This is a genomic window from Pseudomonas sp. RU47, from assembly GCF_004011755.1.
In the GTDB taxonomy this organism is placed as follows: Bacteria; Pseudomonadota; Gammaproteobacteria; order Pseudomonadales; family Pseudomonadaceae; genus Aquipseudomonas.
In genome coordinates this window covers 817,501-843,319 of sequence record NZ_CP022411.1, presented here as the reverse complement: position 1 = coordinate 843,319, position 25,819 = coordinate 817,501, and the positions used below count along the sequence as shown (strand labels likewise).

At 59.2% G+C, this 25,819-nt stretch carries 15 protein-coding genes, 2 tRNA genes and 3 rRNA genes (1 of these 20 cut by a window edge); 2 read left to right on the top strand and 18 right to left on the bottom strand.

Annotation, left to right across the window (positions count from 1 at the left end):
- Positions 1 to 6 precede the first annotated feature (6 nt).
- Genes CCX46_RS03665 through CCX46_RS03645 form a run of 5 tightly spaced genes read right to left on the bottom strand, consistent with a single transcriptional unit; the run spans position 7 to position 5,416 of the window.
- Positions 7 to 1,215, bottom strand: a complete 1,209-nt coding sequence (locus CCX46_RS03665) for a beta-ketoacyl synthase N-terminal-like domain-containing protein (protein WP_127925744.1) — start codon at positions 1,213 to 1,215, stop codon at positions 7 to 9.
- Positions 1,212 to 2,507 carry a beta-ketoacyl-[acyl-carrier-protein] synthase family protein gene (locus CCX46_RS03660; RefSeq protein ID WP_127925743.1) on the bottom strand — a complete coding sequence of 432 codons (1,296 nt, stop codon included), beginning with the start codon at positions 2,505 to 2,507 and terminating at the stop codon, positions 1,212 to 1,214. Before CCX46_RS03660 ends, CCX46_RS03665 begins: the two co-directional genes overlap by 4 nt.
- Positions 2,504 to 3,562, bottom strand: coding sequence for a beta-ketoacyl synthase (locus tag CCX46_RS03655; protein WP_127925742.1), 1,059 nt, complete (start codon positions 3,560 to 3,562; stop codon positions 2,504 to 2,506). Before CCX46_RS03655 ends, CCX46_RS03660 begins: the two co-directional genes overlap by 4 nt.
- Before the next feature lies 1 nt (position 3,563).
- Positions 3,564 to 4,838, bottom strand: coding sequence for a beta-ketoacyl-[acyl-carrier-protein] synthase family protein (locus tag CCX46_RS03650; RefSeq protein ID WP_127925741.1), 1,275 nt, complete (start codon positions 4,836 to 4,838; stop codon positions 3,564 to 3,566).
- Between the two features lie 8 nt (positions 4,839 to 4,846).
- On the bottom strand, positions 4,847 to 5,416 hold the full coding sequence (locus CCX46_RS03645) for an acyl carrier protein (protein WP_127925740.1): 570 nt from the start codon (positions 5,414 to 5,416) through the stop codon (positions 4,847 to 4,849).
- 522 nt (positions 5,417 to 5,938) lie between these two features.
- Here CCX46_RS03645 and CCX46_RS03640 point away from each other — a divergent pair.
- A complete protein-coding gene (locus CCX46_RS03640; protein ID WP_127925739.1) occupies positions 5,939 to 6,289 on the top strand; it encodes a cupin domain-containing protein in 351 nt (116 codons plus the stop codon).
- 163 nt (positions 6,290 to 6,452) lie between these two features.
- Here the strand turns inward: CCX46_RS03640 and mmsB are convergent, their stop codons facing one another.
- Both mmsB and CCX46_RS03630 read right to left on the bottom strand, forming a co-directional pair.
- Positions 6,453 to 7,355: a 3-hydroxyisobutyrate dehydrogenase gene (mmsB, locus tag CCX46_RS03635; RefSeq protein ID WP_127925738.1), complete on the bottom strand. Its 903-nt coding sequence runs from the start codon at positions 7,353 to 7,355 to the stop codon at positions 6,453 to 6,455.
- A gap of 9 nt (positions 7,356 to 7,364) precedes the next feature.
- Positions 7,365 to 8,891: a CoA-acylating methylmalonate-semialdehyde dehydrogenase gene (locus CCX46_RS03630; RefSeq protein WP_127925737.1), complete on the bottom strand. Its 1,527-nt coding sequence runs from the start codon at positions 8,889 to 8,891 to the stop codon at positions 7,365 to 7,367.
- 149 nt (positions 8,892 to 9,040) lie between these two features.
- Here CCX46_RS03630 and CCX46_RS03625 point away from each other — a divergent pair, with 149 nt between their 5' ends.
- Positions 9,041 to 9,988, top strand: a complete 948-nt coding sequence (locus CCX46_RS03625) for a LysR family transcriptional regulator (protein ID WP_127930351.1) — start codon at positions 9,041 to 9,043, stop codon at positions 9,986 to 9,988.
- Here the strand turns inward: CCX46_RS03625 and CCX46_RS03620 are convergent.
- The 11 genes from CCX46_RS03620 to CCX46_RS03570 all read right to left on the bottom strand — a co-directional run.
- On the bottom strand, positions 9,985 to 10,479 hold the full coding sequence (locus CCX46_RS03620) for an OmpA family protein (RefSeq protein ID WP_127925736.1): 495 nt from the start codon (positions 10,477 to 10,479) through the stop codon (positions 9,985 to 9,987). The genes CCX46_RS03625 and CCX46_RS03620 overlap by 4 nt on opposite strands.
- Before the next feature lie 5 nt (positions 10,480 to 10,484).
- Entirely contained in the window at positions 10,485 to 11,753 is a 1,269-nt protein-coding gene (locus CCX46_RS03615; RefSeq protein ID WP_127925735.1) for a diguanylate cyclase domain-containing protein, read from the bottom strand.
- Positions 11,750 to 12,325 (bottom strand): YfiR family protein, encoded by a 576-nt coding sequence (locus tag CCX46_RS03610; protein ID WP_127925734.1) that lies wholly within the window; start codon positions 12,323 to 12,325, stop codon positions 11,750 to 11,752. The genes CCX46_RS03615 and CCX46_RS03610 overlap by 4 nt, the downstream gene beginning before the upstream one ends.
- A 119-nt stretch (positions 12,326 to 12,444) precedes the next feature.
- Positions 12,445 to 14,553: an exodeoxyribonuclease V subunit alpha gene (recD, locus tag CCX46_RS03605; RefSeq protein WP_127925733.1), complete on the bottom strand. Its 2,109-nt coding sequence runs from the start codon at positions 14,551 to 14,553 to the stop codon at positions 12,445 to 12,447.
- Positions 14,550 to 18,239 (bottom strand): exodeoxyribonuclease V subunit beta, encoded by a 3,690-nt coding sequence (gene recB / locus CCX46_RS03600; protein WP_127925732.1) that lies wholly within the window; start codon positions 18,237 to 18,239, stop codon positions 14,550 to 14,552. The genes recD and recB overlap by 4 nt, the downstream gene beginning before the upstream one ends.
- Positions 18,236 to 21,688 (bottom strand): exodeoxyribonuclease V subunit gamma, encoded by a 3,453-nt coding sequence (recC, locus tag CCX46_RS03595; protein WP_127925731.1) that lies wholly within the window; start codon positions 21,686 to 21,688, stop codon positions 18,236 to 18,238. Before recC ends, recB begins: the two co-directional genes overlap by 4 nt.
- Positions 21,689 to 21,842: 154 nt before the next feature.
- A 5S ribosomal RNA gene (rrf, locus tag CCX46_RS03590) occupies positions 21,843 to 21,958 on the bottom strand.
- A gap of 153 nt (positions 21,959 to 22,111) precedes the next feature.
- Positions 22,112 to 25,005, bottom strand: a 23S ribosomal RNA gene (locus CCX46_RS03585).
- 246 nt (positions 25,006 to 25,251) lie between these two features.
- Positions 25,252 to 25,327: transfer RNA gene (locus CCX46_RS03580), tRNA-Ala, on the bottom strand.
- A 30-nt stretch (positions 25,328 to 25,357) separates the two neighbouring features.
- Positions 25,358 to 25,434 (bottom strand) — tRNA-Ile (locus tag CCX46_RS03575).
- Between the two features lie 81 nt (positions 25,435 to 25,515).
- A 16S ribosomal RNA gene (locus CCX46_RS03570) occupies positions 25,516 to 25,819 on the bottom strand; it runs 1,233 nt beyond the window's last position.
- The 16S, 23S and 5S rRNA genes sit together here with 2 tRNA genes alongside, the layout of an rRNA operon.

Genomic DNA, 25,819 nt, shown 5'->3' with positions numbered 1-25,819 from the left:
GGACGGTCAGTCAGCCGCGTGAAATTCGAGTTGGTAGCCGGCACTGAAGCCGTTGTCGTCGCGGTTGATGACCAGGCAATCGTGCAGCACGGCATCGCGCGGCCCGCCGATCACGAACGGCAGGTGCGCATCCACAGGTTGTTCCAGACCACTGACCGGCGGGATGCTTTGCGCCTGCAACGCCTGCCTGGCGAGGATCAGATCAACCAGGCTCGGCGCACCGCTGAGCATGCCGGTCAGTGCTGTGCTGCTGGTGATGTGTGCGGCGCCGGTTCGTGCCAGGGTGCGAGCCAGATCGGCATCCTTGTGCGGATCGCCAGTGGCGCTGCTGACCAGCAGATCCACTTGTTTGTCCGGCAGGTTCAGCGAGTCCAGACGCGGATGGGCGAAGAGCGCCGTCAGGCAGGTTTGCGGGCCTGCCGGCAGATCATCGGCGCGGCGCAGTACCAGCGCCGCCGCGCCTTCGCCGGCAATACCACCACTGCCCTGGCGATCGAAGGCGCGCAGGCTTTGCGAAGCATCGGTGCTGATTACGCCAGCCTCGGCCAGTGCGGCCAGCGCCAGCGGATCCAGTTCACTGCCGGCGCCAACCACAATCGCCGCATCCACTCGACCGCTTTGCAGCGCGGCGCAGGCCTCGCGTAGCGCCGCCAGATTGCCGGCGACGCCTTGCATGTAAGCGTTGCTTTCGCACTCCAGTTTCAACGCCAGACTGACCACCCCGAGCAAACCGTTGCTGAGGCTTTTGAGGACCAGAAACGGGTCGAGCGCGCGCTCCTGCAATACGCGTTTGGCCAGACGCTGCATGTCGGCACCGGTCTCGGTCTGACACTCATGCAACAGTTCGCCGTAAGAAGCGAGCGACGGATGGGTGTAACCGCCCTGGCAGCAATAGAGACCAAAACGTACGTCGTCGCGGCCCGGCTCAAGCCCTGCCTCGGCCAGTGCCTGACGCACGGCGCTGACGCCCCAGATCACTGCCGGCGGACAATAACGCTGGAGGTTTTGTGCAACGTCCTGGCGACTGCGTTGATGATCGTCCTCAGCGACGTGACCGAACGCGACGACACGCTCACTGTGGAAAAGCGGCGACTGCAAGGCCGAGATCGCGCTGCGACCTTCGCGGGCTGCCGACCAGAAACGCTCGACACCCCAGCCGGTGGGCAACACACAGCCGCTGCCGGTGATGGCGATACGTGCAGAGGCATTGCTCATTGTCCGTGCTCCCGATATTTGCCAAGGGCCAGCGAGGTGTTGAGGCCGCCAAAACCGAAAGAATTGCTCAGTGCGTAATCCACGCGACGACTGACGGCCTGACCGGCGCAATAATCCAGATCACACTGTTCGTCGGCGTCGTGCAGGTTCACCGTGGGCGTGACCAGATCGTTCAGGCAGGCCAATGCGGTGACGATGCATTCGGGTGCGCCGGCCGCCGCGATCAGGTGACCGAACTGCGATTTGTTGGCGCTGACAGCCAAGGCTTGATAGTGCTTGTGCTCGGCAAACACACTTTTGATCGCGAGGGTTTCGGCCACGTCGTTGAGCGGCGTCGAGGTGCCGTGGGCGTTGATCAGATCGATCTGCTGCGGGCGCAGCCCGGCGTCGTCGAGTGCGGCCTGCATCGCCAGCGCCGCGCCGCGTCCTTCGGGTTGTGGTGCGGTGACTTTATAAGCGTCCAGGCTGCTGCCGAAACCCAGCACTTCGGCATAGGGTGTCGCGCCCCGCGCCAAGGCGTGTTCCAGGCTTTCGATGACGACAAAACCGCCGCCTTCGCCGGCGATCAGCCCGCTGCGGTCACGATCGAACGGCCGACACAGGTCGGCGCCCCAGCGTTGCTCTCCCGAAGCGGCGCCGAGCAGGTACAGCGCAGCCATGGTGTCGAGATTGAGCACCGAGTCGGCCCCGCCGGCCAGCGCTACGCTGACTTCGCCACGACGGATCATCTGAAAGGCATTACCGATCGCTTGGGAGGCACCCGCACAGGCACTGCTGATATTGATCACGGGGCCTTCGCAGCCCAGATCGTCGGCGATTACTCGCGCCAGCCGGTCGTTGCTCTGACGCAGCGAGCCATCGGCATTTACTTGCCCGGCACGCGGCATCAAGTGCTGCCAGCCCGGGGCAGCGCCATCCGGGGCGGCGGTCAGGAGCATGTCGGCGAGCATGTGTTGCGGCGCGCCAGAGGCACACAGAACCGCTGCGCCGCGCAATTGCTCCGGTTGCAGGCCACTGTCGTTGACGGCTTGCGTGGCGGCCACCCAGCCAAAGCGGCTGCGTTTCTCCAGTGGCAGGGTCCACGCCGCGTGGCTGTGCAGTTTTTCCGGCAACAGGCTCATGTCGACGGGCGCTGCATAACGCACCGCGAACGAGGCCTCTTGCAGGTCGTCCGGCTGCCATGGCCGCACGCAATGTTCGGCGCCGAGCATTTTTTCCCAGAGGGTCTGCCATTCGAAACCGAAACCGGTGACGGCGCCCATGCCGGTGATCACAATCCGTGTCGCACTCATGCGTGCTTCTCCATGGTTTCACTGCTCAACAGCAACGCGCCCCAGTGACCGGCGCGAGTGTGGCTGACAAGCAGCGTGTAGCCTGGCGTCGCTGTCGTCTCATGACTGAGGTGCAAGGTCAGGGCTACTTCAGTCAGCAAGCCGCTGGCGCCCAGTTCACCGGTCATGGCGCGGGTACTGCGAATCTCGCGCGGGAAGGCTTCGAGCAACTTCATCAACTGCCCGTCAGCGCAATTGCCGACCACCTGTTCGACGTCGCCCACGCGCAGTTTCTCCAGACTCAAGGCTTGGTCGATCACGCGCTGGCCTACGGCTAAAGAACGTTGCGGATCCGCGCTGTAACCCCGAGCGAACCCGGCTACGCGCAAGACGTGTGTCGTATCCGCGGGTGGTGTTGACGCCAGCAACAGCGCCGCGGCGCCCTCACCGAAAACCGGCTCGTTCGCCTGATCCGGCTCGCGCAGGTACAGGGCCGGTGTCAGGTTCGGGCTGCTGCTGACCACCAGCGCGGCGTCGGCATGCCGCTCGCCAATCTGCTGGCTGGCTTCGATCAGCGCATCCAGCCCGGCGTTGTCCTGGGAACAGAAGCCCCCCATGGGCCCGTGGCAATCGAGCGCTTCGGCCACATACGCCATTACGCTGCTGTTGAGCAGGGTCAGCGCATGCAAGGGCGGCGTGTTGGCCAACAATTGGCCGAGTTGTTTGTGTGGCTGTTCGATGATCGCCTGCACCGCGTCCCAACAAGGGCTCGGTGCGTCGACTTCGGGAATGGCCGCGGTCAGCGCAACGCGCGAGGCGGGCAATTGCAGCGCCGCCAGCGATGGTGCCAGCCGTGCTGCGCAATGCAGTAGACGCAAACCCTGCGGCTCGACGCTGCGCTGGATCTTGCGATCGAACAAATCGCTCGCCAGACGCGGCGTCGGCAATGCAAAGGCCAGACGTCGCGTATCAAAGGCCAGTGGCTGTGCAGAACGCGGTGTGCCGAGCAAGTCGGCACATTCGCTGCCAGCCGTGTTCAGGACAGCAGCGGCGTGCAGATAGATGGCTCTGTTCATGTCATGCCCTTCCCAGAACCAGCGAACTGTTGATACCGCCGAAACCGAACGAGTTGGACATCACCACATTGATCGACTGGCGAAGCGGCTCGCTCAGAAACTTCAGCGATGGGTATTCGGCACGTTCAGGGTCGTAATTCAAGGTAGGTAACAGCACACCGTCACGCAGGCTCATCAGCGACAGCACGGCTTCGATTGCACCGCTGCCGGCCAATGAATGGCCGACGGCTGATTTGTTGGCGGTGAAGGTCATGAAGTCCTGGCAGCCGCCAAACAACCGCTGCAAGGCCAGCGCTTCACAACTGTCGTTGGCCTGGGTGGAGGTGCCGTGGGTGTTGACGTGTTGCACGGCACTGCGCAGCAGCCCCGCATCTTCGATTGCAGCTTCCATGCATTCCTCGTATTTGCTGCCATCCCGGCTGCTGGAGGTCATTTTCTGCGCCTCGCAGACATTCGCGTAACCGAGTACCCGGCCCAATGGCGCAGCCTTGCGTCGTTGGGCGTGTTCAGCGGATTCGAGAACGACCATGGCCGCCCCCTCGCTGAGCACAAAACCACTGCGGTCAGGCATGAACGGGCGGCTTTGTTCGCTCGCCGGCAAGTCGGCCTGACAGAGCGCGCCGAGACTGTTGAACATGTAGTAGGGCAATTCGTTGGCCATCAACTCGACGGCACCACAAATGGCCAGATCGATCTCACCGCGCTCGATGGCCCGGTAAGCACTGCCGATGGCCATGGTGCCCGCGGCACAGGCATCGGAATGGGTCGAGATGTGATCGCGGATACCAAGCCGATCGGCCAGGTGTTGTGTTTGTTGATCGACTCGTTTGTTGAAGATCGCGCCGGGCGATGGCGGATGATCCAACAGACGGTCGAGGTCGACGCGCCCCGCCTCATTCATGCAACGGCTGACACGATGCAGGTCGTGGCTGTCGGCACAGTACTTGTTGGCGCCCAGAAACAGACCGCTGCGACTGTGGGCAAAATCTGCCGGTGTCAGGCTGGCATGCTCCAACGCCTGCCGGGCGACGTACTCCGCCAGCACACTTTGTCGCGGGTGCAGCGCCGCGTTACCGCCGAAACCGGCACCGATCTGCTGCCACTGCGCGTCATCGATAAACCCGGCAGCGCTGTTGCGAAATCCCAGCGCCTTGAACCGGGGATGTTCGCGGACACAGGATTGCTTCCGGCAAATCCGCTCGAACAACGTGGCAGCGTCCAGCGCCATGGGCGCCACCAGGCCGAACCCGCTCACATAGACTTCTCGTGCCCGCATGAGAACTCCTACACCGCTTCTTTGGCGTGAGTGGTCACAAACTGCTCAACCAATTGACGGGACACTTCATCACCATCGGCCGGCACAAGGCGCGCACTGCAGGCGCCGCAGACCACTTGTTGGCGCTCGTTAAGAACCGCTTGGTGAGCGTTGCAATCCGGGCAGGTGGCCGGCAGGTAGTTGAAGAGATTGCGGCACTGGTTGGCCCAGTTGCGCACGGTAGTCGCGGCGAACACCTGAGCCGGTTGCATGCCCGCCTTCAGCTGATCCGGGGTGTAGGCGCTGAGGCTTTGCTCAAGCAGACGCTTGCCGCTTTCGGTAATGCGACCGTTGGCGAGAAACTCGCTGGCATCACCGCAAACCGCCACCGCATGGTCGAGCACGCTGGTTTTCGGCAGTGTGCAGCCATACTGTCGGCCCAGCTGGAAGCTCAAGTCGACGATGTCCAGCGAATCGGCACCCAGATCCTCGACGATGCTGCCGTCCTCATCGATCTCATCCGCGCCCATCACCAACAGCTGTGCCAGGATCTCGCGAGTGCTGGCAATGACATGTTCCAAGTCCAATGGATTGTTCATTTCTATCTCCCTATATGTCGTGGCTACTTCATGAATTCGACTTATGAAAAGTAACTTTTCCCACAGCAACTTCTCACGCGGCGGAAATCTAAACTCTGCCCTTAAGGGGAGAGTCAACGAACTATTCAAGGTTTTTTTACAACTTGGAAAAAGTCTGAAAAACCCCGCAATCGCCGCACCTGATTGGTGCGGAACGTCACCGTCGAACGACATATTTACTTAACAAAGACGGGGTATGGTGGAGCGTCCGCGCGCTCTAGAAGACGGCATATCGTGAGCAACTAAGCCGTAGCAGCACAGACGTACAAAAAACAAAATCCGGACAAGTAAAATAGTTATAACTTCATAACTGTTGTTCCAGATCAGTACTGCCGTTAAATGAATTTGCCGGAGGGTTTACTCACCTGTCAGTAGAACAGCGGCAGCGTTTATGGATAACCGGATGTCGAGCACAGACATCTGTCCATGCGCGCAGCGCTATAGGGTGCGAGTTCAGTTCATAGCCAACAGCCCGGAGTCCTCATGACCGCGACCGCCCCTATTACCGTTCTGCGCGACACCCACCCGGTGCCGGTACTCGACGCCTGCAAATGGGAAAAACTCGAAGGCGACCCGCACACCGTCAACCTCAACGCCTACACCAGCGAAGACGGCAGCAAGATCATGGGCACGTGGATCTGCACGCCGGGTAAGTGGCGCGTTGAATACGTGAAGTGGGAGTACTGCCATTTCCAGGAAGGCTACTGCGTGATCACCCCGGACGGCATGGCGCCGATTCACCTGCGTGCTGGCGATATCTTCGTGGTTGAACCGGGCATGAAAGGCACGTGGGAAGTGGTCGAGACCGTGCGCAAATATTTCGTGTTTGCCTGATGCAAAAAAGCCGGGAAATCACCCGACGTGATTTCCCGGCAAACAATATCGGATACCCAAAAATCCCCTGTGGGAGCGAGTCTGCTCGCGAAAGCGCACGGTCAGTCACTTCCTCGTTGAAGCCACCGCCGTCATCGCGAGCAGGCTCGCTCCCACAGTTTGTTCAGCGCTGCCCTTCTATTGCAGGCTTGCGATAGCTGTTGATGATCGCCGAAAAATCCTTCCCGCCGTCACCACGCTGACTCATCGCCTGATACAGCTGCTGCGCCACCGCGCCGAGCACCACCGGTTGATGCGCCTGACGCGCCGCTTCCGTCGCCAGCCCCAGATCCTTGAGCATCAGTTCTGCACCAAACCCACCGGTATAACCACGGGACGCCGGCGCGGTTTCAACAATTCCCGGCCACGGGTTGTACATCTCCGAACTCCAGCAACGCCCGGTCGAACTGTTGATGATCCCGGCCAGTACCGAGGTGTCGATCCCCAGTGCATCGCCCAGCGCCATCGCCTCACTGACGCCGACCATCGAGATTGCCAGCAGCAGGTTGTTGCAGATCTTGGCGATCTGCCCGGTGCCGACTTCACCGCAATGCACGATGTTGCGGCCCATCTGCGCCAGCACCGGTTGCAGCGTGGCGAACAGTTCCGGGGTGGCGCCGACCATGAAGGTCAACGTCCCGGCTGTCGCGCCGCCAGTGCCACCGGACACCGGCGCATCAGCCATGGCCACGCCTTGTTTCGCCGCAGCGGCCGCTACATCGCGGGCCGTCTGCGGATCGATGGTGCTGCAATCCACCGCGGGCACACCTTGGCGAATGCCAGCCAGCACACCATCCTCACCGAGCCAGACACTGCGCACATGCACCGCCGCCGGCAGCATGGTGATGACCAGTTCGGCGTCTTCGGCTGCTTCACGGGCCGAAGCGCGAATGCTGCCGCCCAGTTGTTCCAGTTCCGCCAGCACGGCTTTGTTCAGATCGACCAGATTCAGCGAGTGGCCAGCCTTGATCAGGTTGCGCGCCATCGGCGCGCCCATGTTGCCCAGACCGATAAATGCGATTTTCATGGCAGTTCCTCAGCGCAGGTTGATGGTGGTGTTCACGCCGTCGTTGACGCTGTCGTCATCGAACCAGCGCGCGGTGACCGTTTTGGTCTGCGTGTAGAACTGCACCACTTGCTTGCCGTACGGGCCGAGGTCGCCGAGTTTCGAACCGCGCGAACCGGTGAAGCTGAAGAATGGCACCGGCACTGGAATCGGGATATTGATGCCGACCTGGCCGACGTCGATTTCAGTCTGGAATTTACGCGCCGCCGCACCGCTCTGGGTGAACAGGCCGGTGCCATTGCCGAACGGGTTGGCGTTGACCAGCGCAATCGCCTGATCGAGGGTGTCGACTTCCAGTACCACCAGCACCGGGCCGAAGATTTCCTGGGTGTAGATCTGCATGTCGGTGGTCACGCCCGAGAACAGGGTCGGGCCGACAAAGTTGCCTTGCTCGTAACCCGGTACCTTGATGTCGCGACCGTCCAGTTCCAGCTTGGCGCCTTCCTTGATGCCGCTTTCGATCAGATCGAGAATTCGTGCTTTGGCTTTTTTCGAGATCACCGGGCCGACGTCAGTGCCCGGCTCGCTGCCGGCGTTGACGGTGAGTTTCTGCGCCAGCGCTTTCAGATCCGGCAGCCATTGTTTCGCCGCGCCGACCAGCACTACCACCGAAGTGGCCATGCAACGTTGCCCGGCCGCACCGAAACCGGCACCGACCAGCGCATTCAGCGCTTGTTCGCGATTGGCATCGGCCAGCACCACAGCGTGGTTCTTCGCGCCCATCATCGATTGCACGCGCTTGCCGTGTTTGCCGGCCAAGTCGTAAACGTGGGTGCCGACAGCGGTCGAACCGACGAAGGACACCGCTTTGATGTCCTTGTGCGTGCACAGGCCATCGACCACGTCTTTACCGCCGTGAACAACGTTCAACACACCGGCCGGAACGCCAGCCTCAATTGCCAGCTCGACCAGCAACATGGTCGACAGCGGATCCTGTTCCGAAGGTTTCAAGACGAAGGTGTTGCCGCAGGCGATGGCCATCGGGAACATCCACAGCGGAATCATCGCCGGGAAGTTGAACGGCGTGATGCCAGCGCACACGCCGATCGGCTGACGCAGGGTGTAAGTATCAACGCCACCCGCGACGTTTTCGGCGAACTCGCCCATTTGCAGCGTGCCGATGGAGCAGGCGTGCTCGACCACTTCCAGGCCACGGAAAATATCGCCTTCGGCGTCGGCAATGGTTTTGCCTTGCTCGGCGCTCAGCACTACCGCAATGCGTTTGGAATGCTCGCGGATCAGCGCTTGCAGCTTGAGCATGATGCGCATGCGTGCGCCGATCGGGGTCAGTTTCCAGGTCTGGAAGGCGCGCTGGGCGGCGCTGACGGCGGCGTCGACTTCAGCGGCGGTGGCAAACGGCACTTTGGCCAGCACTTGCTGGGTCGCCGGGTTGACGATGTCGTGCCATTCGGTGGTCTGCGACTCGACCCATTCGCCATTGATCAGCAGCTTGACCTTCTGGACCGTGGTTTCGTTGGGCGTAAGCGATGCGTTCATGCTGGTCTCCGAAACTTGTTTTTATCGTAGGAGCCAAGGCGAAAGGTTCGCCTTGAGATGAGGCGTGTGTCACGAATTGGTTGTCGGACTGTTTTTGGAGTATAGATGTGCAAACTTCTAATAAGAACGCACATATAAGCCCGTCCATCATGCAAAAAAACATCACCTCTCTAGGCTCGCTGAACTGGGACGACCTCAAGTTTTTCCTCGAAGTCGCCCGCACCCGCAAGGCCAGTACCGCCGCCAAACGGCTGGCTGTCGACTACACCACGGTGTCGCGGCGGATCAGTTCGCTGGAAGCAGCATTGGGCACTTTGCTGTTCGAGAAGTCGCGGACCAGCGGCTTCGTCCTGACCACCGAAGGCCAGCGTTTGCTCGGTTATGCCGAGTCGATCGAAAGCACCTTGCACATGGCCTGCGAGCAAGTCTCCGGCTCCGGTGTGGCACTCTCTGGACATGTGCGCATGGGCTGCACCGAAGGTTTCGGCAGTTTTTTCATCACCCCGCAGCTGAGCCATTTCGTCGACGCTTACCCGGCGATCTCGGTGGACATCCTGCCGCTGCCGCACTTCATCAGCCTGTCCAAGCGCGAGGCCGACATCGTCATTGCACTGGAGCGCCCGGAGCACGGGCCGTACGTGTGCTGCAAACTCTGCGACTACCGTTTGCAGCTCTATGCGACTCAGGAATATCTCGACAAACACCCACCGATCCGCCGCCCGGCTGACTTGAGCAAGCATCAATTCATCAGTTATGTGGATGACCTGGCGTTCAGCTCGGAGCTGCTGTACCTGGCGAACGTATTGCCGGGCGCCAGCGCCAACTTGCGCAGCACCAGCGTGATCGCGCAGTTCGTCGCGGCGCAGCAAGGGCGCTCACTGGCGATTCTGCCGTGCTTCCTCGCCGCGCAGGATCCGCGCCTGCTGCCGGTGTTGCCGGAGGACATCGACATCACCCGGCAGTTCTGGATGTACTGCCGCGAGGATCTGCGGAAGTTGAAGCGGATCACCCTGTTGTGGGATTACATCCGTGAGGTGACCGAACGCAATCAGGCGCTGCTGATGGGGCAGACCGGCGACATGCAGTTCGCCGACTAGTCGGCGCTGACCACAATCGACACCCGGCGGTTTTCCGTGCGACCGGCCGCCGTATCGTTGGAGGCTACAGGCTCTTTGCTGCCCAGGCCTTGCAACTGGATGTTCTCTTGCTTCATGCCGACCGTGCCCAGCACGTTGGCGACACTTTTCGCACGGCGCAGGGACAGTTGCTGGTTGTACGTCTCTTTGCCCGATGCGTCGGTGTGGCCATCGACCCGCACGCGCTCGATGCCGACACCCAGCAGGGCCTTGCCGATGCGTTCGACGATCTCGGTGCTTTGCGGGTTCAGGCTTTCGACGTCGCTGCCAAACAGCACTTTGCCGGACAGGCCAAACTCCCAGCCCTCGTCGGTCAGTTCAAAGCCCTGTTGTTTGAGAACGGCGACTTGCGCCGGGGTCAGGCCTTTTTGCGGGGCGGTCTGGCAACCGGTCAGGGCCAGTACGGCGATCAACAGCACAGCGTAAAAAGATCGAATGGACAGTGGGAACACGAGAGTCAGCTCCTGGTTTGAACGGAATCGACCGGGAGTTCCGCCCCGGCCGTGAATTGGGCGCCGCGCGACAGGCGCTTGGCTTGATACATCGCCGCATCGGCAGCATCGAGCAAGGCGCCCGGCGTGGCACCATGATCGGGATAAACCGCGATGCCGATACTGAGCGAGGTCACGACACTGGTGTCGCCCGGCAGCGCGATGGGCATGTCCATACTGGCGAGGATCTTGTCGGCAATGCGCTCGGCGTCTTCGACCTTGTGCAGCGGCGTGAGCAGCACGGCGAACTCGTCACCGCCCAGCCGCGCCACCAGATCCTCTTCGCGCAATTGCGCGCGAATGCGATTGGCCACGGCGACCAGCACAGCATCACCCGCAGCGTGACCGAAGTTGTCGTTGATCCCCTTGAAGCGGTCGCTGTCGAGAAACAAAACGGCAACGCGTTCATTGTGTTTGCCGGCATTGCGCAACGCGCGGATCAAGCGCCCTTCAAAAAAGGCGCGGTTCGGCAGACCGGTCAGGCTGTCGTGGCTGGCCTGGTGAGCGAGGGTTTCGTTTTCGTTTTGCAGATGGGTTTGCCACGACTCCAGTTCATCGAGCAAGGCGTTGAAGTCATTGCCGAGGTTGTCGAGTTCGGCGATCTGCGCTGGCGGCACGCGGCGATCCAGCGCTCGTTCGCTGCGGGCGGCGTGGGCCACATTGGCCAGACTGCGCAGAGGACCGGTGATCGCGCGTAACTGGCGACGCGCCAGGTAGAGCGCCACCCAGGCGCTGATCGCGGTGCAGAGGATGATCCCCGCCAGACCGCTGAGCAGAAAGCGCATCAGGCTGCCACCATGGCCGGTGAGCAGCACACGACCGATTTCACGATCCTGATGCTCGATCGGCAGGCTGATGGGCTTTTCCAGGATGGCGCGGGTGATCTGCATTTCCAGCTCAGAGAACAAACCGTTTTCCGGGCGTTGCCAATGCGCGAGCAGTTGTCCCTGACTGTCCAGCACCTGGGCGTCAGCGACCTCTTCGGTGGAAGCAATCAGCGCCAGCGATTCGTTGGCGGCCGACTTGTCGTTGAACACCACCGCGGCTTCCACGGTGTAGCTGATCGAACGGGCGATCAAGTGCAGGTTGTGATCGGCGTACACCCGTAAAGCCAGTACGCCGAGCAACGTCAGCGAAACGCTGGCCATCGCCACGCCCACCAGCGCGACCGTCAAATGGCCTCGGCCAATGACCGAGCCCAGCGTTGGGCGGCTATTCGATCTGAACAGGTTCATGGCGCCGCCGGTTTGCGACGCGACAATTGCAGCACGCTGGGGTGAATGCGCACGCCGCTGCGGGCAACGGAATCGAGATTGACCTCGAAGGACACTTGCTCATCGCCAACGCGCAGACAGAACAGGCTGCCGACCGTGCATTGATCGCCACCTTCGCTGATGCTCAGTACCGGATGACCGATCAGCGAAGCGAACAAGCGAGTGCGTTCATCGGCGGTGAGTTTGCCGATGTACACCGCATCACATTCGCTGACGATCGCCGGATTGTCGGCCAACAAGCGACGTACGGTAACCGGTCGGCCAGTGGCTTGCGTGGTGCCTTTGACCAGATCATCGGTGTACTCGGTCGGGCCGACGATGCACAGGCGCAACTGCGCAGGCTCCACCGGCCAGCGCGCGTAGCTGAGAATGCCAAGAACAACCTGAGTGACAGATTTGGCCCGTTGTTCGGCCATACCTGTCGGCGCTTGTGGCTGCGCGACAGCCGCGCCCGTCAACAACCAGAGCAGACCGACAAGCAACGCGTGCTTGCAGACAACTACGCGCCCTGTCGCCCAGACAGACACCTTCATGCAGGGATTCTCTTGGATCGTAGCGAAATGATGCCGCAACGATAGCACAGCGCTGAAACGCCAGCGAGACAGCGACCTCTGACCGGTCGGTCAGTAAACGCCGTCAATCGTCGGGATTTTCACCTCACAGGCAGGGTCCCCTCCTCCAGTTCCAGCATCAACCCGCTCAGGCGCTTGACCTTGCGCTGCACCGCTTCTTCAAACACGCCCGCTCGGGATTCGATCAAGGTGAACCAATGCTTGGCCCGGGTGATACCGGTGTAGATCAATTCTTTGGTCAGCACCGGATTCAAGGCATCGGGCAGAATCAGCGCCGTATGGGCAAACTCCGAGCCTTGGGATTTGTGCACCGTCATCGCGTAGACGGTTTCGACGTCGTTGAGGCGGCTCGGCAATACAAAGCGCACGCCGCCCTGACCGTCGTTGCGCGGGAAGGCCACGCGCAACACGGGTTTGCCGGCGTCGGGTCCTTCGCGCTCGGGCAGTTTGAGGGCTATACCGATATCACCGTTCATCAGGCCCAGACCGTAGTCATTGCGCGTCATCAGCACTGGCCGGCCTTCGTACCATTGCTGATCGCTTTCGATCAGACGTGCCTTCAGCAGCGCGGCGGTGATGCGTAGATTCAGACCTTCAACGCCCCATGGCCCTTTGCGCACTGCACACAGCAACTGGAACGTGTCGAACGCCTGCAAGACTTCGCGGGCCCAAATGATCCAGTCCGGATGTTCGAGCGGCCTACCCGACGATGGACGCTGATCACGCAGCACGCTCAGATAATGGCGATAGCCTTGTGGGCCGTCGCCATGCCCCTCCAGCAACAGTCGCTCCAGTTTCTGATCGTGCTCACCCTTGAGCGGCAGCGAATACACATCGTCGTAGTGCCCGGCTGAGAGTAACTGACGTGCTTCAGCCGGCAACTGCTGATTGACTCGCCGCGCGAGCTGGCCGATCCCGCTACCCTCGCCGAAACGCCGCGAGTAGCGGAGCATCACCACTTGCTGGGCCAGTGGGTGAGCACCCTCGACGTCCTCATGCAAGCCACTGTCCTTCAGGGACTCACCGCTGACCGACTCCAGCCACTGTCGGGTCTGCGGGTTGTACCAGCCACCCTCGGCATCCCGGCACAAATCGCCTAGCACTGCGCCGGCCTCAACAGAAGCCAGTTGATCCTTGTCACCGAGCAACACCAGTCGCGCATGGGGTGGCAACGCATCGAGCAGATTGGCCATCATTTCCAGGTCGATCATCGAGGCTTCGTCGACCACCAGCACATCCAGTGGCAGGCGGTTACCGGAATGGTGTCGGAAGTGTCGGGTGCCGGGACGACTGCCCAACAGACGATGCACGGTGGTGACGTCGCAAGGAATTTTCGCCCGCACCTCTTCGCTGACTTCCAGTGACTGCACTTGTTGGCTGATGGACTCGGTCAACCGCGCCGCAGCCTTGCCTGTCGGCGCCGCCAGACGAATCCGCAGCGGATGACCGGTCGCGACTGCGGGGGCTTGAAGCAACGCCAGCAAACGCACCACCGTGGTGGTTTTACCGGTCCCCGGCCCGCCGGTAACGATGCTGAAGGCGCCGCGAGTGGCGAGAGCGCAGGCGAGTTTCTGCCAGTCGATCACCTCGCCAGCCTTGGCTGACCCGAACAGTCCATCCAGTCGCTGCGGCAGATCGTCCGGCGTTGGCTCTACTTGCTGCAGACGCTGACGCAACGCCGAATCGATGCGCCGTTCGTAGGCCCAGTAGCGTCGCAGATACAGACGTTTACCGGCCAACACCAGCGGGCGTTGCTGTGCGATATCGCGGGTATCCGCCGCCAGTGCGACCAATGAGCTGCCCGCAAGAACCTTGCACCAGTGCGCCCCCTCGAGCGCTTCAAGCAATTGCGAAGGCAGCAACAACACGCCCCCTTGCACGTCACCTTCGGGGGGCAACGACAGAGCGAAGTCGGGAGCTTTCAGGGTTTCGTACAGATCGAGACAGACATGACCGTGACCAAGTTGATGGCTGGTCAGGGCAGCCGCGAGCAGCACCAGCGGATCCGTATCGCGCTCAAGTTCGTGAAGAAACGCGACAAACGCTTTGTCCAGCGCACGCAGCCAGCCACGCTCGACCCAACGGGTCAGCAATATCAACAGGTCATCGGCGCTGGTCAGGGGCGATAGCCTCGACAGACTGTCGGCTGCCAGCGGCGTGGGGAGCAGATCGGCAAAGGTGCGGCTCATAGCAGGACTCCCTGTTCCCACGCGGGTTCGGACTTGGGTTCGGGTTTTCCTTGGAACATTCGGTCGAGACGTTCGATCAGCTCACAGGGCGGACGAGCAAAATACACGCCGCGACTGTCAGCACGGGTGCCGCGCAGGAACAGATATAACGCGCCGCCGACATGCCGGTCGTAATCGTAATCAGGCAGCCGCGCCTTGAGCTGGCGATGCAACGCCAACAGGTACAGCACGTATTGCAGGTCATAGCGGTTGTCGAGAATCGACTGTTCCATGGCTTGTTCGGTGTAAGCCAGCTCATCCACGCCAAGCCAGTTGGACTTGTAGTCAGCCACGTAATAACGGCCGTCGTGTTCAAAGGTCAGGTCGATGAAGCCTTTGAACATGCCGTTGAGCTGCACCGGTTCTGCCGCCACACGGGCCACGCCCCTGTGAGTGTGCTGACGCACCAGTTCGTCGAGTTTGAGTACATCGACTTTATGGCTGGCGAACCAGAACTCCATCTCGACCCGATACTGCTTCAGTTGCTCCAGAACAACTGGCGGCTGCCCACCTGCAATCGGCAATGGCGACTGCAGCAAATGTTGCAGCCAGTCGCTCAAGGTGTTGATCCAGCCCTCCCAGCCGCGCAAATTGCAGCGCCGGGCAATCGCATCTTCCAGCGCTTCGCGAGAAACGGCGAAGCCATCGTCACCGGCCCATTCCAGCAAACCGTGAAGAAACGTTCCCGGATTGGGGCCACGTGGAAAGCGGTGGATATCGGCGCCGCCGGCTATGATTTCTCTCGGCGCGTCCGGGTCGAGGCGTTCGTCGTCAAACAGCTTTTGTGCCTGCGGGCTGTCCGGCGCTTCATCGCTGCCGACACTCAACACGTCGCTGATGCGCAATGCACTGTAGGAGGCGATCCACCAATTTTCGCTGGCCTTGCGCTTGGGCAACAGCGTCGCACTCAGCACGGCGTCATTGCGTGGCGGCTGGTAATGCTCGTCGGTGGGTTGTGGCATTTCACCGATGTGGATGGCCGGGCAGTCTTGTTGCAGATCTTGCAACCAGCGCTTCAATTCGCTGGACTCGCCCAGCGATACGCCGCCACCAAGCAGATAACCCAGCGCCGAAAGATGCAGCACCGAGCTGTTGTTATTGCCTCTTTTGAGATCCGTCACGCCCAACCAGCAGGCATGCTGCGCGCGCGTCAGGGCAACGTAGAGCAAGCGCAAGTCTTCGGCCAGGCGTTCGTCGTCCGCTTGCGCAATCAGCTCGGCGGTCGGCTTGAGGCTTATCTGAGCCTTGCCCTCGGCGTCGTGATAATGCAGTGGCAGACGACTGCCATCAACGGGTTTTGCCGAGCAAATGAACGGCAGGAACACCAATGGATATTCCAGTCCCTTTGACTTGTGGATAGTCACGACCTTGACCAGTTGCTCGTCACTTTCCAGGCGCAGAATCTGCTCTTCGCCAGCCTGACCGGACACTGCCAGCAGTTCGCCGAGATGCCGAATCAGCGCTTGTTCACCGTCCAGTTCCGCAGCCGCTTGTTGCATCAATTCCGACAGATGCAAAAGGTTGGTCAGTACGCGCTCGCCATCGCTGCGTGTCATCAAGGTTTGCGGCAGATGGAAGTCATGCAGGAGGCGGCGCAACATCGGCAGTACACCTTGTTTGCGCCATAGCTCGCGATAGCCACGAAATTGCATTACCCGGGCTTCCCACACCAGTTCGTCCTGGTTCAGACGTTCCAGCTCGGCCAATGGCAGGTTCAGGGTGATACAGGCCAATGCGGCTTTCAGGGAGCGCTCGACATCCGGCTCGGCGCAGGCCTTGAGCCAGGACAACAGGTCGTGGGCCTCTTGCGCCGCAAATACCGAGTCCTTGTCCGACAGGTAAACACTGCGCACGCCACGGGCAGCAAGTTCACCGCGCACGGCCTGCGCCTCTTTACCGTCGCGCACAAGAATAGCGATGTCGGACGGCCTCAGACCTCTGAAGTCTTTGCCATCCTGCACGAACCCCGCTTTAGCGCTTTGCCCGCCATTGAGTAGCGCGGTGATTTCGCTGGCGCACGCGGCTGCCAATTGCTGGCGATAGACCACGCCGGACAGTGGCTGGTCGCTGGACAAGTGCCAGACATTCAACGCCGCGATAGCTTGCCCGGCAACTTGCAGCTGCTCTTTGCGACCTTGAGATTCAACAGGAAGAAATGGTACCGGGTTGTCGCCGTTTTTCTCGCGGAACAAAAACGCACCGCGACCCAGCTCTCGGGACTCGGCGCGTGCGAATACATGATTGACCGCGTTGACCATGCCGTGGCTGGAGCGAAAGTTGGTGCCCAGCGTATGCAGCCGACCAGTGGTGGCCTGACGTGCGCGCAGGTAGGTGTAGATGTCTGCACCGCGAAAAGCGTAGATCGCCTGCTTCGGATCACCGATCAGAAACAGCCCGGTGTCAGGGCTGTTTTCCTCAATGCGATAGATGCTTTCAAAGATTCGGTACTGCACCGGGTCGGTGTCCTGAAACTCATCGATCAGTGCGACCGGGAACTGCTCGCGGATCAATGTCGCGAGACGTTCGCCACCATCGGATTGCAGCGCGGCATCCAGACGCAACAACATGTCGTCGAAGCCCATCTCGGCACGACGGCGCTTCTCTTCTTCAAAGCGTGCGCCTACCCATTTGGCGGCATGTTGCAGCACAGCGGCATCAGGAGTGGGCAATGCATCGAGGCTCGACTTGAGTTTCGGCATGGCATCCAGACCCGGGTGGTTCGGGGCCTGACCTTTCCACGCTTCGGCCATGCCGTCGGGGGTCAGTCGGGTGAAACCGGTGCCGATATCCAGTTGCTCCAGGGACTCGTCTTCGGCCCATGCCTTGAGCTTTTCAAACCAGGGTTCGAAGTAACGCGCCTGCATCTTGCGCCCGTCGACGGTTTTGCTCGCAACGCCCTGATGACAAATGGCGAGCAATTCGTCTGCCCACTGGCGCCAGGGCATTTTCAGTTCGAACAACGCCGCCCGGCGTTCTTGCAGGCATTCTTCGATCAGCTCCGCAGGCGCCTTGCCTTCGTCGCTGTCGCGTTCACTGGCGAACAAGCCGCGTATGCGTGGCATCAATGCCGCAGGTCCGCCCCAGTTGCTGCGAACCCAATTCAAGGCATCGCCTTGCATCGGGTAACAGAACAGCCGCCAGTAATCACGCAACACCTCGCCAAGCAAGTCGCTGTGATCGGTTTCCAGGGATTGGGTAAACAAACTGCCGCTGTCGAACGCATGCTCACGCAGCATGCGCTGACACCAACTGTGGATAGTCGAAACGGCGGCCTCGTCCATCCACTGCGCGGCGACATCGAGGCGGTTGGCACAACCGGGCCACTGTTGAGCGTCGAACTGATCACGTAATTCGGCGATCAATCCGTCGGGCGCAGGCGTTTCGTCGCGGAAAAATCGAGCGGCCTCCGCCAGACGCGTGCGTATGCGTTCGCGTAATTCCTTGGTCGCGGCATCGGTGAAGGTCACAACGAGAATCTGTGGTGGCAGCAACTCGCGACCGAACCCGCTCGCCTCGTCACCGTGCCCGAGGATAAGCCGCAGGTAGAGCGCAGAAATCGTGAAGGTTTTACCGGTACCGGCACTGGCTTCGATCAACTGGCTGCCCTGTAGCGGAAATGCCAGGGCGAGGGGAGTCTTGGTACTCATGCGCGAGCCCCTTCAGTGGATAGCGAACGCCAGGGCGCTTCAAACAGGGGGCGGTACAAAGCATCACACCAACCGGAAAACGTCTCGTCAGCAAGCAATGCCTGGAAATCGGCAAATTGACGTGACAACGCCGGGCTCTCGCGGCGCTCACCCTCACTGGTCTGCCCGTCACCGTCATAGGTTTTACGTGCAGCAGCTTCTGCCTTCAGCGGGTCGGTCTGAGAAACCCACGCGAAAGCGGTCTTAACTGCGATGGGCAGCGGCTGTCGCATACCCGCCTGCCAGGCGAGGAGCAAATCACCGAGGAACCGTATGGCGCGATCTGGCTCCATGGGATCAAGCAGCAAGGTGTCATCGCTGGCCACCAGTGCGGTGCTCAGGGAAAGTCCGCTGGCGCAGGCCACCAGATGATTGACCCAGGGTTTGGTCAGGCGATGCCATTTACGGCTTTTGATCGAGCCAATGCTGTTGGGGATGGTTGTGACCGACAACAAGCCACCGTCGGCGCGCTGATGCAAACCGGCAAGCCAGCCTTCAAGGCGTAACCCCTGCAGCTCAAGGTTGACCGGTAACGCACTGGTCAAAGGGCCAGGCCAGAGTGTCAGCAGTTGTTGATAACGCTGCAGCAAATCCGGCAGAGGCTCGATCAACTCTCGTTGCAGGCACTCACCGAACCCGGCCATTGGCAACAGGCCGCTGTTTTGCAGACGCCGTGCCTGGGCAGTCAGCGCCTCATCGACATTGTCCGGTTGCCTGAGAGCGGCTTCGAGCAGGCTGTCGCTGAGTGTGTAACGCTGCAATGCGTCCAGTACGAAGGGTTCTTCATCGGCCAGCGGAGCTTCGGCGGCCTCGAAATAGACCTTGAGGCGCTGGGTGAAAAAGTGTCGAACCGGGTTGCGCAAAAAATCCTGCAGCAAAGCCAGGCTCAACGGCTCCTCTTGTACATAAGGCGTCAGCAACTGCGCTTCGCTTTGAGACTCATGCTGCTGATGCAGAACCTGCCATTCGCTGGCGTAGCTGAAAAGGTGATCGCCGTCATGAAAATAGCGTGCACTGAACGGTTGCAGAGGATGCTCTTGCGTCATGGCACTTAACAGATCGCCGCTTTCGTCGAGCAATCGCCAACCGCTGGCGAGGTGATCGCGCAACTGGCCGATCAACACGGAAGCCGGTCGCTCACTGTTGTCGCGAATGCTGCGGCCGACCCAACTGATGTACAGCTGATTGCGCGCTGACAAAAGTGCTTCGAGCAAAAGATAGCGGTCATCTTCACGCCGCGAACGATCTCCCGGACGGTAGTCGCTGCCCATGAGGTCGAAGTCCAGCGGAGGCTGTGCGCGGGGATAATCGCCGTCATTCATTCCCAGCAGGCAGACCAGTTTGAATGGAATGGCGCGCATGGGCATCAGCGTACAAAAATTCACGGCACCGGCCAGGAAGCGCTGAGACAAACGCCCCTGATCCAGCCCGGCGAGCCAGGCTTCGCGAACCACGGTCAGTGGTAGCTCATCCGCCAGACCTACAGCCTCACACGTTTCCAGCCAGGTTTCGCGAAGCTCTTCGAGTTGGGTCAACAAGTAGTCGTCATGCTCGTTACTAGCCTTGAAGAACAGTTGCATCAGCGCCTGCAACCGGTATCCCCACGCCTTGGGCTGAGCCGGTTGGGTGAGCTGCTGATGGGCGAGCTCCAGAGCATCGAGCAAAGCCACCAGTGGCCCGATGAGGGCGGCGTCGAGTCCGCCGATCTCATCGTAGGGTTCAATCCCTTCACACGCGTTGGCGCTGCCGACGGCGTAGCCCAGGAGCATCCGGCGCAGACCGAAATGCCAACTGTTTTGTTCAAGCTCGTTCGGTAAACCCAGGCCAGCGCGCTGCTCGGCGTTCATGCCCCAACGCACGCCAGCACCTTCGATCCAGCGGTGCAGTGTTGGCAGGTCACGCTCCTCCACACCAAAGCGCGCGCGAAGTGCGGGAACGTCGAGCAGGTCGAGGATTTCACTGACCGGGAAACGACTGTCGGGAAGCTTGAGCAGGTGTTCGACCGCGATCAGCAGTGGATCGCGGCCGCGCTGCCCCTGATCGGCCAATGTGAAGGGTATGAATCGCGGATCGTGGCGATCAAGCTGACCAAACACCGCGCGGATATGCGGCGCGTAGCTGTCGACATCCGGCACCATCACGATCACATCGCGAGGGCGCAGATCCGGGTTGGCACTGAAGCGCGCGAGGAGCTGGTCATGCAATATCTCGACTTCACGTTGAGCACTGTGGGCAATGTGAAAGCGGATCGACTCGTCATCAGCCAGGTCGACAGCGGGCCAGTGTTCACGAGTTTCATTGAGCGGGCGCAACTCCAGGATGTCGTCCTGGAGTTGATTGAGCAGGTTCTGTGGCTGGGTGTCGCTGAACAGGTCTATGCGACCGTCGCGAAAAGCCGCTCGATAGCTATTCGGATCGTCATAACTGTCGAGCAGGCTGATGTAGTCCCGGCCTTGCTTGCCCCATGCTGCCAACAGCGGATGGGCATGTTGATGCAGTGTTTCAGGATCAAGCACGACGGGCATTCCGCTTTTGCGCGATTGCCGCTTGTATTGATGGCGCAGCAGATCCTTGTCGGCGACGATGTCGGCCCAGTGATGGCGGCAGGGGTTGTGCACACACAGCAGAACCTGACTGAAACGCGCGAGCCCGGCCAGCGCCTCAAGCACTTGTGCTGGTAACGAAGAAATCCCGAAGACGATCACTCGCGAGGGCAACCCCACCGGGGCCTCGGTGAGGTTGTTGATGCGCTCGATGAATCGCTGGTGAACACCCGCACGACTCTGCGCCATTCCCAGTTCGCCCACGTCATCGAGCAATGCACGCCACAACTCCGCTTGCCAGCAACTGGTCGGCGGCAGCGGTTTTACTTCGCCTCTGACATTTCGCAGTTGATGCCGCCCTTCGGCCCAATCTTCGAGCCAGTCGGCGCGATATACCTGATATTGGTCGAAGAGATCCGACAGTCGCTCAGACAGTTGATAGCGTTTACGCAAGTCAGTGTCGTTGGTGAGGAAGCGTTGTAACGGCTCGAAATGCGGACGATCGATCACCTGGGGTAGCAAGCGCATCAGACGCCAGGTTAACGGTGCCTTATCGAGCAGGGATTTGGCCGGAATCTCTTCTCGTCCAAGAACCATGCGGTAAAGCTGCCACATGAAACTGCCCGGCAGTTGCACATCAATCGCTGCCGCAATACCGCAGCCGCCCAGATCCTCGTCCTGCGGGTCTTCCGCCAGAGCCAATTTGAGCCATTGGGCAATACCGTTGCTCTGCACCAAGGCAATTTCATTTTCCAGGGGAGCTAATGGATAGCGCCGCATGATGCTGATCACAAGGCTGCGCAGTTCGTCCAGGCTGTTGCTCTGAACCACCATGAATGCAGCGTTGAGGGACTGGGCGTCCGGCATAAGGGCTTCCTTGGGAAAGTACAAAAGCTAGGGCAGAACCTTAGCATTGTCGGCAGGTTGTAGCAGCCGGACGGCGTCTGTGAATGCTGTACGAACTTTCCTGCGGGCAAAACAAAACCCCAACTGCTTTCGCAATTGGGGTTTCGGAATTTAATCTTGACGATGACCTACTCTCACATGGGGAAACCCCACACTACCATCGGCGATGCATCGTTTCACTGCTGAGTTCGGGATGGGATCAGGTGGTTCCAACGCTCTATGGTCGTCAAGAAATTCGGGTACTGAGTCGTGGCCTTGTGGCCTCGCTTCAGCAAATTGGGTATGTGACAGCTTTCGGTGTTTTTTGTGAGATTCGAACTTTCGGTTCGTTTCGTCTTCACACACCGCAATCTGGCCTTTCGACGCAAATTGCTTGGGTGTTATATGGTCAAGCCTCACGGGCAATTAGTATTGGTTAGCTCAACGCCTCACAGCGCTTACACACCCAACCTATCAACGTCGTAGTCTTCGACGGCCCTTCAGGGAACTCAAGGTTCCAGTGAGATCTCATCTTGAGGCAAGTTTCCCGCTTAGATGCTTTCAGCGGTTATCTTTCCCGAACATAGCTACCCGGCAATGCCACTGGCGTGACAACCGGAACACCAGAGGTTCGTCCACTCCGGTCCTCTCGTACTAGGAGCAGCCCCTCTCAAATCTCAAACGTCCACGGCAGATAGGGACCGAACTGTCTCACGACGTTCTAAACCCAGCTCGCGTACCACTTTAAATGGCGAACAGCCATACCCTTGGGACCGGCTTCAGCCCCAGGATGTGATGAGCCGACATCGAGGTGCCAAACACCGCCGTCGATATGAACTCTTGGGCGGTATCAGCCTGTTATCCCCGGAGTACCTTTTATCCGTTGAGCGATGGCCCTTCCATACAGAACCACCGGATCACTAAGACCTACTTTCGTACCTGCTCGACGTGTCTGTCTCGCAGTCAAGCGCGCTTTTGCCTTTATACTCTACGACCGATTTCCGACCGGTCTGAGCGCACCTTCGTACTCCTCCGTTACTCTTTAGGAGGAGACCGCCCCAGTCAAACTACCCACCATACACTGTCCTCGATCCGGATAACGGACCTGAGTTAGAACCTCAAAGTTGCCAGGGTGGTATTTCAAGGATGGCTCCACGCGAACTGGCGTCCACGCTTCAAAGCCTCCCACCTATCCTACACAAGCAAATTCAAAGTCCAGTGCAAAGCTATAGTAAAGGTTCACGGGGTCTTTCCGTCTAGCCGCGGATACACTGCATCTTCACAGCGATTTCAATTTCACTGAGTCTCGGGTGGAGACAGCGCCGCCATCGTTACGCCATTCGTGCAGGTCGGAACTTACCCGACAAGGAATTTCGCTACCTTAGGACCGTTATAGTTACGGCCGCCGTTTACCGGGGCTTCGATCAAGAGCTTCGCGTTAGCTAACCCCATCAATTAACCTTCCGGCACCGGGCAGGCGTCACACCCTATACGTCCACTTTCGTGTTTGCAGAGTGCTGTGTTTTTAATAAACAGTCGCAGCGGCCTGGTATCTTCGACCGGCATGAGCTTACGGAGCAAGTCCTTCACCCTCACCGGCGCACCTTCTCCCGAAGTTACGGTGCCATTTTGCCTAGTTCCTTCACCCGAGTTCTCTCAAGCGCCTTGGTATTCTCTACCCAACCACCTGTGTCGGTTTGGGGTACGGTTCCTGGTTACCTGAAGCTTAGAAGCTTTTCTTGGAAGCATGGCATCAACCACTTCGTGTTCTAAAAGAACACTCGTCATCAGCTCTCGGCCTTAAGATCCCGGATTTACCTAAGATCTCAGCCTACCACCTTAAACTTGGACAACCAACGCCAAGCTGGCCTAGCCTTCTCCGTCCCTCCATCGCAATAACCAGAAGTACAGGAATATTAACCTGTTTTCCATCGACTACGCTTTTCAGCCTCGCCTTAGGGACCGACTAACCCTGCGTCGATTAACGTTGCGCAGGAAACCTTGGTCTTTCGGCGTGGGTGTTTTTCACACCCATTGTCGTTACTCATGTCAGCATTCGCACTTCTGATACCTCCAGCAAGCTTCTCAACTCACCTTCACAGGCTTACAGAACGCTCCTCTACCGCATCACCCGAAGGTGATACCCGTAGCTTCGGTGTATGGTTTGAGCCCCGTTACATCTTCCGCGCAGGCCGACTCGACTAGTGAGCTATTACGCTTTCTTTAAAGGGTGGCTGCTTCTAAGCCAACCTCCTAGCTGTCTAAGCCTTCCCACATCGTTTCCCACTTAACCATAACTTTGGGACCTTAGCTGACGGTCTGGGTTGTTTCCCTTTTCACGACGGACGTTAGCACCCGCCGTGTGTCTCCCATGCTCGGCACTTGTAGGTATTCGGAGTTTGCATCGGTTTGGTAAGTCGGGATGACCCCCTAGCCGAAACAGTGCTCTACCCCCTACAGTGATACATGAGGCGCTACCTAAATAGCTTTCGAGGAGAACCAGCTATCTCCGAGCTTGATTAGCCTTTCACTCCGATCCACAGGTCATCCGCTAACTTTTCAACGGTAGTCGGTTCGGTCCTCCAGTTAGTGTTACCCAACCTTCAACCTGCCCATGGATAGATCGCCCGGTTTCGGGTCTATTCCCAGCGACTAGACGCCCTATTAAGACTCGCTTTCGCTACGCCTCCCCTATTCGGTTAAGCTCGCCACTGAAAATAAGTCGCTGACCCATTATACAAAAGGTACGCAGTCACAGAACAAAGTCTGCTCCCACTGCTTGTACGCATACGGTTTCAGGATCTATTTCACTCCCCTCTCCGGGGTTCTTTTCGCCTTTCCCTCACGGTACTAGTTCACTATCGGTCAGTCAGTAGTATTTAGCCTTGGAGGATGGTCCCCCCATATTCAGACAAAGTTTCTCGTGCTCCGTCCTACTCGATTTCATGACTAAGAGATTTTCGCGTACAGGGCTATCACCCACTATGGCCGCACTTTCCAGAGCGTTCCGCTAATCTCAAAGCCACTTAAGGGCTAGTCCCCGTTCGCTCGCCACTACTAAGGGAATCTCGGTTGATTTCTTTTCCTCAGGGTACTTAGATGTTTCAGTTCCCCTGGTTCGCCTCTTGCACCTATGTATTCAGTACAAGATAACCATCTTATGATGGCTGGGTTCCCCCATTCAGACATCTCCGGATCAAAGTCTGTTTGCCGACTCCCCGAAGCTTTTCGCAGGCTACCACGTCTTTCATCGCCTCTGACTGCCAAGGCATCCACCGTATGCGCTTCTTCACTTGACCATATAACCCCAAGCAATCTGGTTATACTGTGAAGACGACATTCGCCGAAAATTCGAACTTCTCAATTAAGAGAACTCACAAATTTTACCTTAGCCTGATCCGTTACCAGTGAAAGTAACGTTCAGTCTATCTTTCTATCACATACCCAAATTTTTAAAGAACGAACTAGTCAAAGACTAGAAATCAACATTCACCATCACCACGATGGAATGCTCATTTCTAAGCTTTATACAAGAGAAGCAGTAGTGGTGGAGCCAAGCGGGATCGAACCGCTGACCTCCTGCGTGCAAGGCAGGCGCTCTCCCAGCTGAGCTATGGCCCCGTATTTCTACAGGCGTTTCCCACACAAAATTGGTGGGTCTTGGCAGATTCGAACTGCCGACCTCACCCTTATCAGGGGTGCGCTCTAACCAACTGAGCTACAGACCCAATTTCGGGCTGCTTCTTTCGTCTTCTTCAATGAATCAAGCAATTCGTGTGGGAACTTATGGAGCAGCTGATGTCGTCGATTAAGGAGGTGATCCAGCCGCAGGTTCCCCTACGGCTACCTTGTTACGACTTCACCCCAGTCATGAATCACACCGTGGTAACCGTCCTCCCGAAGGTTAGACTAGCTACTTCTGGTGCAACCCACTCCCATGGTGTGACGGGCGGTGTGTACAAGGCCCGGGAACGTATTCACCGTGACATTCTGATTCACGATTACTAGCGATTCCGACTTCACGCAGTCGAGTTGCAGACTGCGATCCGGACTACGATCGGTTTTATGGGATTAGCTCCACCTCGCGGCTTGGCAACCCTTTGTACCGACCAT

Coding starts and splice junctions, on each gene's coding strand:
- CCX46_RS03660 (WP_127925743.1), bottom strand. CDS start 2,507: ATGAGTGCGACACGGATTGTGATCACCGGCATGGGCGCCGTCACCGGT.
- recD (WP_127925733.1), bottom strand. CDS start 14,553: ATGAGCCGCACCTTTGCCGATCTGCTCCCCACGCCGCTGGCAGCCGAC.
- CCX46_RS03665 (WP_127925744.1), bottom strand. CDS start 1,215: ATGAGCAATGCCTCTGCACGTATCGCCATCACCGGCAGCGGCTGTGTG.
- mmsB (WP_127925738.1), bottom strand. CDS start 7,355: ATGAAAATCGCATTTATCGGTCTGGGCAACATGGGCGCGCCGATGGCG.
- recB (WP_127925732.1), bottom strand. CDS start 18,239: ATGAGTACCAAGACTCCCCTCGCCCTGGCATTTCCGCTACAGGGCAGC.
- CCX46_RS03615 (WP_127925735.1), bottom strand. CDS start 11,753: ATGAACCTGTTCAGATCGAATAGCCGCCCAACGCTGGGCTCGGTCATT.
- CCX46_RS03610 (WP_127925734.1), bottom strand. CDS start 12,325: ATGAAGGTGTCTGTCTGGGCGACAGGGCGCGTAGTTGTCTGCAAGCAC.
- CCX46_RS03640 (WP_127925739.1), top strand. CDS start 5,939: ATGACCGCGACCGCCCCTATTACCGTTCTGCGCGACACCCACCCGGTG.
- recC (WP_127925731.1), bottom strand. CDS start 21,688: ATGCCGGACGCCCAGTCCCTCAACGCTGCATTCATGGTGGTTCAGAGC.
- CCX46_RS03630 (WP_127925737.1), bottom strand. CDS start 8,891: ATGAACGCATCGCTTACGCCCAACGAAACCACGGTCCAGAAGGTCAAG.
- CCX46_RS03650 (WP_127925741.1), bottom strand. CDS start 4,838: ATGCGGGCACGAGAAGTCTATGTGAGCGGGTTCGGCCTGGTGGCGCCC.
- CCX46_RS03655 (WP_127925742.1), bottom strand. CDS start 3,562: ATGAACAGAGCCATCTATCTGCACGCCGCTGCTGTCCTGAACACGGCT.
- CCX46_RS03645 (WP_127925740.1), bottom strand. CDS start 5,416: ATGAACAATCCATTGGACTTGGAACATGTCATTGCCAGCACTCGCGAG.
- CCX46_RS03625 (WP_127930351.1), top strand. CDS start 9,041: ATGCAAAAAAACATCACCTCTCTAGGCTCGCTGAACTGGGACGACCTC.